This window comes from Streptomyces sp. NPDC051561 (genome assembly GCF_044454195.1).
Taxonomy (GTDB): Bacteria; Actinomycetota; Actinomycetes; order Streptomycetales; family Streptomycetaceae; genus Streptomyces.
On sequence record NZ_JBITDM010000004.1, the window covers coordinates 525,364 to 534,578 of the forward strand.

Genomic DNA, 9,215 nt, shown 5'->3' on the forward strand with positions numbered 1-9,215 from the left:
CCTGCTTCCCGTACACGCGGAAGCAGGGGGCGCGGTCAGCCCGGGTGCCCCGGAGCCGGCGGCGGTACCTCGGGGACGATGCCGAACACGGTCCGGTCCGTCCGCGTGACCACCAGCGCGCCACCGTTGCGCACCATCGCGACCGGATCGGAGTTCTCCACCGGTGCCCCGCCCCTGGCGGCGGACCGCCACACCTCCCCGCCGGTATGCAGGTCCAGCGCCAGCACCCGCCCGTCCGTGGCGGGCACGAACAGATGGCGGTCGTCGCGGTCGGTCAGCGGAACGCCCAGGTCCCGGACCCCGGAATCGATGCGCCACAGCTTCCTTCCGTCCCGGACGGAGACGGCGCCGATGATGCCGGACGGCTGAACGAAGTAGAGCGTGCCGGCGAAGAGGCTGGGGCCCCCGGCCGCGTAGTCGCCCAGTTGCACGGTCTCGGCGGGCCGTGCTCCGGTGGGGTCCCGCAGCACCAGGGCGGCGTACTCGCCCGTCCGGTTGCCGTGCCGGACCGTCGCGTCGGCGTCGGTGCGCCGCCACTTCGCGAACACCAGCCGCCCGTTGGCCTCGCCGACCAGGTCGTAGCCCTTGCCGTAACTGGCGATCCGGGTCTGCTTGCCCGTGGCGGGGTCGTACCCGACGTAGGTGAGGCGGCCGGTGCCGTCACCTTGCTCGTCCTCGCACACCCCGTAGAGCTGCTCCCGCAGGACGCGCGGCTGGCACTGCAACCCCTGGGGGTCGGAGGAGGTCCACTTCGTCGCACCGGTGAGGACGTCGCGGGCGGCGAGGGCTTCGCCCCGGGCATCGGGGCCCACGGCGAGGCGGCCCAGGACCGCGCCGCTCACATAGGTGTCGGAGCCGGCCGGGCGCTCCCAGAGGCGGTGACCGTCGGCGGCGGCGAGGGACACCAGGCGGGAGGCACCGTTGCCGTCCGTCTCGCTGACGAGGACGGTGTCGGTGGTGGCACCGAACGGTGCCGAGTTGTCGCTGACCCCCTCGGCCGGCCCGTCGGCCCGGTCCTTGGTCTGCCACATGATGCGGCCGTCCGCCTGGTCGAGCCGTACCGTGCGCACGTCGACGCCGCCGCAGTAGGTGGCCGAACCGGCCGTCGCGCAGCGGATGTTGAGGGGTCCGCTGGTGCGCTGCGCGGAGGGGTCGGCGATCGGCAGCTGGGCCTGCCAGGGGCGCCAGCCGGGGGGCAGCCGGTCGGCGGCCGGGCGGGCGCCGGGCGGTGGATACGCCCTCCCGTCAGTCGCTCCCGAGTCGCGGGAACTCCGGGCATCCTCCAGTGCGTTGAGGTAGTACACGAGGCCCCCGGCCCCGATCCCGAGCACCAGTACCGAAGCCACCGCGGCCCACACCCGCCGCCGCGCCCGCCCCGGACCACCGGCCGCCCGGACGGGCCCGGCCGCCTCCGCGGGGTCCAGCTGTCCCTCGGCGGGGTCCTGCTGTCCCTCCGCGGACGCCCGCCGCACAGGAGAGGACGCCCGCCGCACAGGAGAGGGCGGTACGTCCCGGGGGCGCGCAGCCACCGTCGGGGTCACCACCGTGGCTGCCACCCCCGCGCCGGCCGCCCCACCCGGCATGCCCAGGAACTGCCGCTCCAGCGCGTCCAGCGGCGGCCGTTCCTGCGGCTCCTTCGTCAGGCACCCGTCCAGCACCCCCCGCAACGGCTCCGGCACCTCATCCAGATCCGGCGGCTCGTGCACCACCTGGTACGCCGTCATGTAGGGGGAGTCCGCGTCGAAGGGGCCGCGCCCCACCGCCGCGTACACCAGCAGCGCCGCCAGCGAGAACACATCCGACGAGGGCCCGATCGTGCGCGGATCGCTGAGCTGCTCCGGCGACATGAACGGCGGTGTGCCCATCACATGCCCGGTCATCGTCAGCGTCTGATGGTCCGCCGCCCGGGAGATCCCGAAGTCGATCACCCGCGGCCCGTCCGAGGCCATCAGCACGTTGCCGGGCTTGAGGTCCCGGTGAATCACCCCGGCCCGGTGGATGTCCCGCAACGCCTCGACCAGCCCCAGCGCCAACTGCCGCAACTCGCCCATGGACAGCGGCCCGTGCCGGTGCAGCTGCTCGGCGAGGGTCGGCCCGGGCACGTACTGCGTGGCCATCCACGGCCGCTCCGCCTCCGGATCCGCGTCCACCACGGCCGCGGTGAACGCCCCGCTCACCCGCCGGGCCGCCGCCACCTCCTGCCGGAACCGGGTACGGAAGGTCGGGTCCGAGGCGTACTGCTCGTGCACCAGCTTGACCGCGACCTCACGCCCGGAAGGCGACCTTCCGAGGAAGACGGTCCCCATGCCTCCGGTCCCGAGCCGGTCCACGATCCGATGGCCACCGATCGACGCCGGATCCCCCGAGGACAAGGTCACGACCCAACTCCATCCCCCATAAATGCTGTTGAGGCCCAGAGTAAGCACAGGGACCAATCCCTGGCCGGATCCTCCGGGGGAAGAGTGAGAACCGTTATTCCGCCATCGCCCCCGGCACCTTCGGCGCCACCCCGAACACCGTCGCGTCCGGCCGGGTCACCACCAGCGCCGCCCCCGCCCGTACCGCCATCACCGGCGGCGAGTTCGGCGCCGCCCTGCCGGGCAGCGCCGCGGACCTCCACACTTCCTTCCCGGTACGGACGTCGAACGCCAGTACCCGGCCGTCCAGGGCGGGTACGTACAGATGGCGGCCGGACGCGTCGGTCGCCGGCCGGCCCAGGTTCGGCACCTCCGAGTCCGTACGCCACAGCTGCTCCCCGTTCACGGCACTGTGCGCGGAGACCACCCCGCCCGGATGCACGAAGTAGACGACCCGCCCCGACAGCCACGGCGCACCCGCCGGGAGCTGGGGCAGCGCGGCGGGCAGCACGGAGCGGGCACCGGTCGGATCGACCGTCACCAGGGCGTCGAAGTCACCCCGCGACTCGTCGTGCAGCGACGCGTCCGCGACGTCGTTCTGCCGCCACCGCGCAAAGACCAGTTGCCCCTCGAACTCGCCCAGCAGCTGATGGGTCCTGTCGTACGTCCCGGTGATCCGGGTCTGCTTGCCGGTGGCGCGGTCGTAGCGGACATAGGTGGTGCGCAGGGCGGCGCCGGCCTTCTGGTTCCGGCAGTCGCCGTACAGGTTGCGCTCCATCCGGAACGGGTCGCAGAGCAGCCCCGGGGGAGGGGCGGAGCGCCAGCGCACCGCCCCGGTGACGCTGTCACGGGCGACGACCTCGCCGGGAGCGGCGCCGGGAAGCAGCACGAGCCGGTCCACGATCGCGGCGGACGAGCGGTTCGCGTACGGGACCTCCTGCTGCCAGCGCCGGTGGCCGTCGGCGGCGTCGAGGGCCACCAGGCGGTACCGGCCGGAGCCGACGCCGTCGTCCTCGGCCACGAAGACCGTACGGTCGTCGGCGGCCACCGGCCGGGAGTCGTTGAGGCTGTCACTGCGAGGGTCCAGCCGCCGCGCCTTCGCGGTCCACACGGTGCGGCCACTCGCCTGGTCGAGCCGGGCGAGATGCGTCCCGATGCCCCCGCAGTAGGTGGCGCTGCCGGCCGTCAGACAACCGGTTTCGCGGATCTGGTCGGGGGTGTACGGAGTCCCGTCCGACGGCAGCGCGGCCTTCCAGGGGCGCCAACCGGTGGGGAGCCGGTTGGCGGCCGGGGTGTCCCGGCGCGCGGAGTTCTTCGCCTCCCGGGGGGAACTCGTGGCGGTGTCCCGGTCGTTGACGTACTGGGTGAGGCCGACACCACCGAGCCCGAGCGCCAGCGCGGCGGCCCCCGCGACCAGCACCCGCCGCCGCCCGCCCTTGCGCGCGCCGACTTCGGCGACGGCGCCGTGCGAGGTGACCGAACTGCCCAGGGACGGCAACGACGGTCCCTGCGCCCCCTCGACCTCTTCCGCGCCTGCCGTTTTCGACGGTACGCCGGTGGGGGCGGTCGGTTCCGAGGCCCAGGGCGCCGCCTCCGGCAGCGGCAGCGCCGCCCATCCGTCGGCCATGCCCCGGAAGTCCCGCTCCAGCGCGTCCATCCCGGGCCTTTGCGCCGGCTCCTTCGTCAGGCACCGCTCCACGATCTCCCGCAGCGGCGCCGGCACCTCGGTCAGATCCGGCGGCCCGTGCACCACCTGGTACGCCGCCAGATACGGGCTGTCCGCGTCGAAGGGGCCGCGCCCCACCGCCGCGTACACCAGCAGCGCCGCCAGCGAGAAGACGTCGGAGGGCGGCCCGGCGGTCCGCGGATCGACCAGTTGTTCCGGCGACATGAACGGTGGCGTGCCCATCACATGCCCGGTCACCGTCATCGTCTGGTGGTCCGAGGCCCGGGAGATCCCGAAGTCGATCACCCGTGGCCCGTCCGGCGCGATCAGTACGTTGGCGGGCTTGAGGTCCCGGTGGACGACCCCGGCCCGGTGGATGTCCCGCAGCGCCTCGACCAGGCCGAGGGCGAGTTCACGCAGCTCGCTCCCGGACAGCGGACCGTGCGTGCGCAGCCGCTGGGCGAGGGTCGGCCCGGGGACGTACTGGGTCGCCATCCACGGACGTACGGCCTCCGGATCCGCGTCCACCACCGGAGCGGTGAACGCCCCGCTCACCCGCCGTGCCGCCACCACCTCACGCCGGAAGCGAGCTCGGAAATCGGGGTCCGAGGCGTACTGCTCGTGCACCAGCTTGACCGCGACCTCACGCCCGGAAGGCGACCTTCCGAGGAAGACGGTCCCCATGCCCCCGGTACCGAGCCGACCCACCACCCGATGGCCGCCGATGGAATCCGGGTCGCCCTCGGACAACGTCATCGGCCAACTCCGTCCCCGGCGAATTCTCTTGCTACGCCAGAGTAATCACCCGCCCCGCCCGCCCCCACGCCGCATCCGTCCCCACACCACTCCGGGGATAATCGCCCCCGTGAGCGACAACCCCCAGAACGCCAACCCCCCGACCCCCAGTGACGCAACCAGCCCCACCGGCTCCAACGTTCCAGCCACCCCGCCCACCCCCGCGGGCCCCCAGCCGGAACCCATCCGTTTCTTCGGCACCACCTGGCTGGAACACACCAACGGCTACGCCCTGCGCCGCGCCGGCGTGGCGGTCGGCTCGATCGCGGCAGCGGCCGCGGGCTGTTTCCTCCTCCGCTTCGCCTACCAGGGCCTTCAGATCGCCGACGTCGGCGGCTTCGTCGGCGCCCTCGTCATCGTGATGTTCGCGGTGTGCAGCGCGATCGCCTTCCGCAAAACCTGGGAAAGCTTCACCACCCGCCCCACCGACCCCTCCCGTGACCAGCAGCTCCGCAGCCTCAAAACCATTGGTTTCGTCGGCTCCCTCCTCGCCTACTTCTTCCGCTCCCTCACCGAAGCCCCCGGCGAAAAACTTCACCGCCACGAATACGAAACCGCCCTCGCCCAGTACACCCGCCGCCGCAACACCCGCACCGGCAACCCCGCCACCCGCAAAAAAACCCCCAAACGAAAAAACTAACCCCCACCCACCCCCGTCAGCCCGCTCGGGCGGCGGGGCCGCTGCCTCTCCCTCCCACCCCCGTCAGCCCGCTTGGGCGGCGGGGCCGCCCCCCCCGACGGAGTCGCACCCACCCCATCCCGGCCCACCCCACCCCCTGCCCACCCCACCACCCCCTCCCTCAAACCTCTCCCCAGGCCCAGGATGACGCCATGGACCCCACCCCCACCCCCCTCACCCCCTTCCAATCCCGCGCCCACTCCTTCAACCCCGCCGCCGCCAACTACGCCGCCCACCGCCCCTCCTACCCCCCCGCCCTCCTGGACGCCCTCGAACTCCTCTCGGGCCGCCCCCTCGCCACCGCCCAAGTGGCCGACATCGGCGCCGGCACCGGCATCGCCACCGCCGTACTCCGCTCCCGCGGCGCCCACGTCATCGCCGTCGAACCCGGTGAAGGCATGGCCGCCGAACTCCACCGAGCCCATCCCGACGTCCCCCTCCTACGCGGCGACGGCAACGCCCTCCCACTGGCCGACGCCTCCGTCGACCTCCTCACCTACGCCCAGGCCTGGCACTGGACGGACCCGGCCCGCTCCGTCCCCGAAGCCCTGCGCGTCCTGCGCCCCGGCGGCGCACTCGCCCTCTGGTGGAACACCACCGCCACCGACGTCCCCTGGCAGCACGCCCAGGCCGAACGCCTCCGCACCTTCTTCGGCACCGACGAGAGCCCCACCCCCCTCGCGGGCGGCCACCCCCCGTCCCTCACCCAGGCCCAAGACCCGACCCGAGACCTCACATTCGTACGCCGCTTCATCCGGTGGAGCCGCCGCGTACCCCTGGACACCCACCTCGCCAACCTCGCCACCCACTCCGCCTTCCTCGTCCTCGGACCCGAAGTCACCTCCCACTTCCTCGCCGAAGAACGCACCCACCTCCTCGCCCTCTTCCCCGCCGCCCAACTCGAAGAGACCTACGTCGTAGACCTCAACGTCGCGTGCAAACCCTCCTGACCCAGCGCAGGAAACGGCCAACAGAAAGGCACGCACACCGGCCAATTGACGCCCCCCACCTACCGGAGGATTATTCATCACGCGATGAATAACCCCCGGAGGTCCCCATGACCACCCCGCCCGATCCTTCGCCCAACCCCCCGCCCAGCCCCTCACCCACACACCCCGCCATCGAAGCCCACGACCTCACCGTCGTCCGAGGCACCCGCACCGTCCTGCGCGGTCTCGACTTCACCGTCCCCGCGGGCCGCATCACCGGCCTCCTCGGCCCCTCCGGCTGCGGCAAATCAACCCTGATGCGCGCAGTCGTCGGTACGCAGGCCAAGGTCACCGGCACTCTCACGGTCCTCGGCCTCCCGGCGGGCGACCCCACCCTGCGCTCCCGCACGGGTTACGTCACCCAGGCCCCCTCCGTCTTCGACGACCTCACCGTCCGGCAGAACCTCGACCACTTCGCCGCGATCCTCGACCCCGGCCGCGCCGCCACCGACCGCCGCCGCGCCACCGTCGCCCGCGCCATCGACGACGTCGACCTCACGACCCACGCCGACGCCCTCGCCGGCAACCTCTCCGGCGGTCAACGCACTCGCGCCTCCCTCGCCGTCGCCCTCCTCGGCACCCCGGAACTCCTGGTCCTCGACGAACCCACCGTCGGCCTCGACCCCGTACTCCGCCGCGACCTCTGGGCCCTCTTCCACCACCTCGCCACCACCCGGGGCACCACCCTCCTCATCTCCTCGCACGTCATGGACGAAGCCGAACGCTGCGACAGCCTCCTCCTCCTGCGCGAAGGCACCCTCCTCGCCGAGGACACCCCCGCCGCCCTCCGCGCCCGGACCGCCACCCCCACCGTCGAAGCCGCCTTCCTCCACCTGGTCGCCCGGACCGCCTAGCCGCCGCACCTGCCCCAAGGACCCGCCATGTCCCTCACCCGCACCCTCGCCACCACCGCCCGAGTCCTCCGCCAACTCCGCCACGACCCCCGCTCCATCGCCCTGATGCTGCTCGTCCCCACCCTCCTCATCGCGCTGCTCCGCTACGTCTTCGACGCGAACGACCGCACCTTCGACGCCGTCGGAGCCTCCCTTCTCGGCATCTTCCCGCTGATCACGATGTTCCTGATCACCTCCATCGCGACCCTCCGCGAACGCACCAGCGGCACCCTGGAACGCCTGCTCGCGATGCCCCTCGCGAAAGCCGACCTCATCGCGGGATACGCCCTCGCGTTCGCCGTCCTGGCCCTGCTCCAGTCCGCCCTCGCCACCGGCCTCTCCGTCTGGCTCCTCGGCCTCGACGTCATCGGCAGCCCCTGGCTACTCCTCCTGGTCGCGGTCCTGGACGCCCTGCTGGGCACCGCCCTCGGCCTCTTCGTCTCGGCCTTCGCGGCCTCCGAGTTCCAGGCCGTCCAGTTCCTCCCCCTGGTGGTCTTCCCGCAGCTCCTCCTCTGCGGCCTCTTCACCCCCCGCGCCGCCATGCACCCCGCCCTGGAGGCGATCTCCGCCGCCCTCCCCATGTCGTACGCCGTCGACGCCATGGACCAGATCCGCACCCAGACCGAGGTCACCGCCACCTTCCTCCGCGACATCTCGATCGTCACGGCCGTGGCCCTCCTGGTTCTCCTCCTGGGTGCCGCCACCCTCCGCCGCCGCACCCCCTGACCACGCCCGGAAAACCCCCGTACTCCCAAAACCCCCGGTGCGAAGATGTCCGTGCACGCTCACGACCCCAGCTCCACCGGCACGGAGGGCACATCCGCATGACCAACACAGCCGCACCCGAACCCGCCAAGGCCCCCACCACCGTCGCCGTCCTCGGCACCGGCAAGATCGGCGAAGCCCTCCTCAGCGGCATGATCCGCGGCGGCCGCCGCCCCGCCGACCTCCTGGTCACCGCCCGCCGCTCCGAGCGCGCCGAAGAACTCCGCACCCGCTACGGCGTCGAGTCCGTCACCAACGCCGAAGCGGCCAAGCGCGCCGACACTCTCATCCTCACGGTCAAGCCCCAGGACATGGGCAAGCTCCTCGAAGAGCTCTCCTCCCACCTCCCCGCCGACCGCCTGGTCATCAGTGGCGCCGCCGGCATCCCCACCTCCTTCTTCGAGGAACGCCTGGCCACCGGAACCCCGGTCGTCCGCGTCATGACGAACACCCCCGCCCTCGTCGACGAGGCCATGTCCGTCATCTCCGCCGGCAGCCACGCCAACGCCACCCACCTCGCCCACGCCGAGGAGATCTTCTCCGGCGTCGGCAAGACCCTCCGCGTCCCCGAGTCCCAGCAGGACGCCGCCACCGCCCTCTCCGGCTCGGGCCCCGCCTACTTCTACTTCCTCGTCGAAGCCATGACCGATGCCGGCATCCTCCTCGGCCTTCCCCGGAACCAGGCCCACGACCTGATCGTGCAGGCCGCCATCGGCGCCGCCGTCATGCTCCGCGACAGCGGCGAACACCCCGTAAAACTCCGCGAAGCCGTCACCTCCCCGGCCGGCACCACCATCAACGCCATCGTCGAACTCGAAAAGCACGGCGTCCGAGCCGCCCTCATCGCCGCACTGGAAGCCGCCCGAGACCGCAGCCGCGCCCTAGCCTCCGGCACCGCCTAACCCCCACCCACCCTTTCCCTCCCCGGCAGCCCGCGCGGGCGGCGGGCCCCCGCCCGCCCCTCCCACCCCCGGTAGCCCGCTTGGGCGGCGGGGCCGCCCCCCGGGGGCGGAACGGGCGGGCAAGGGGGCGGCCCCCGACGGAGTCGCACCCCACCCACCCCGGCCCACC

7 protein-coding genes are annotated in these 9,215 nt (G+C 72.8%); 5 read left to right on the forward strand and 2 right to left on the reverse strand.

What is annotated here, in order from left to right; genetic code table 11:
- Window positions 1–35: 35 nt before the first annotated feature.
- The gene (locus tag ACIA73_RS13430; protein WP_399438569.1) at window positions 36–2,378 is read right to left on the reverse strand and encodes a protein kinase; all 2,343 of its coding nucleotides are present in this window, start codon (window positions 2,376–2,378) and stop codon (window positions 36–38) included.
- Window positions 2,379–2,472: 94 nt separating this feature from the next.
- Window positions 2,473–4,779, reverse strand: coding sequence for a PQQ-binding-like beta-propeller repeat protein (locus ACIA73_RS13435; protein ID WP_399438570.1), 2,307 nt, complete (start codon window positions 4,777–4,779; stop codon window positions 2,473–2,475).
- Between the two features lie 109 nt (window positions 4,780–4,888).
- On the opposite strand from ACIA73_RS13435, the gene ACIA73_RS13440 reads away from it, so the two are divergent.
- From ACIA73_RS13440 to proC, 5 genes are all read left to right on the forward strand, one after another.
- Window positions 4,889–5,458 carry a hypothetical protein gene (locus ACIA73_RS13440; RefSeq protein ID WP_399438571.1) on the forward strand — a complete coding sequence of 190 codons (570 nt, stop codon included), beginning with the start codon at window positions 4,889–4,891 and terminating at the stop codon, window positions 5,456–5,458.
- Window positions 5,459–5,649: 191 nt separating this feature from the next.
- Window positions 5,650–6,447 carry a class I SAM-dependent methyltransferase gene (locus ACIA73_RS13445; RefSeq protein WP_399438572.1) on the forward strand — a complete coding sequence of 266 codons (798 nt, stop codon included), beginning with the start codon at window positions 5,650–5,652 and terminating at the stop codon, window positions 6,445–6,447.
- A gap of 107 nt (window positions 6,448–6,554) precedes the next feature.
- Window positions 6,555–7,340, forward strand: coding sequence for an ABC transporter ATP-binding protein (locus ACIA73_RS13450; protein ID WP_399438573.1), 786 nt, complete (start codon window positions 6,555–6,557; stop codon window positions 7,338–7,340).
- 27 nt (window positions 7,341–7,367) lie between these two features.
- Window positions 7,368–8,105, forward strand: coding sequence for an ABC transporter permease (locus ACIA73_RS13455; RefSeq protein ID WP_399438574.1), 738 nt, complete (start codon window positions 7,368–7,370; stop codon window positions 8,103–8,105).
- A 98-nt stretch (window positions 8,106–8,203) separates the two neighbouring features.
- A complete protein-coding gene (gene proC, locus ACIA73_RS13460) occupies window positions 8,204–9,046 on the forward strand; it encodes a pyrroline-5-carboxylate reductase (RefSeq protein ID WP_399438575.1) in 843 nt (280 codons plus the stop codon).
- The last annotated feature ends 169 nt before the right edge of the window (window positions 9,047–9,215 follow it).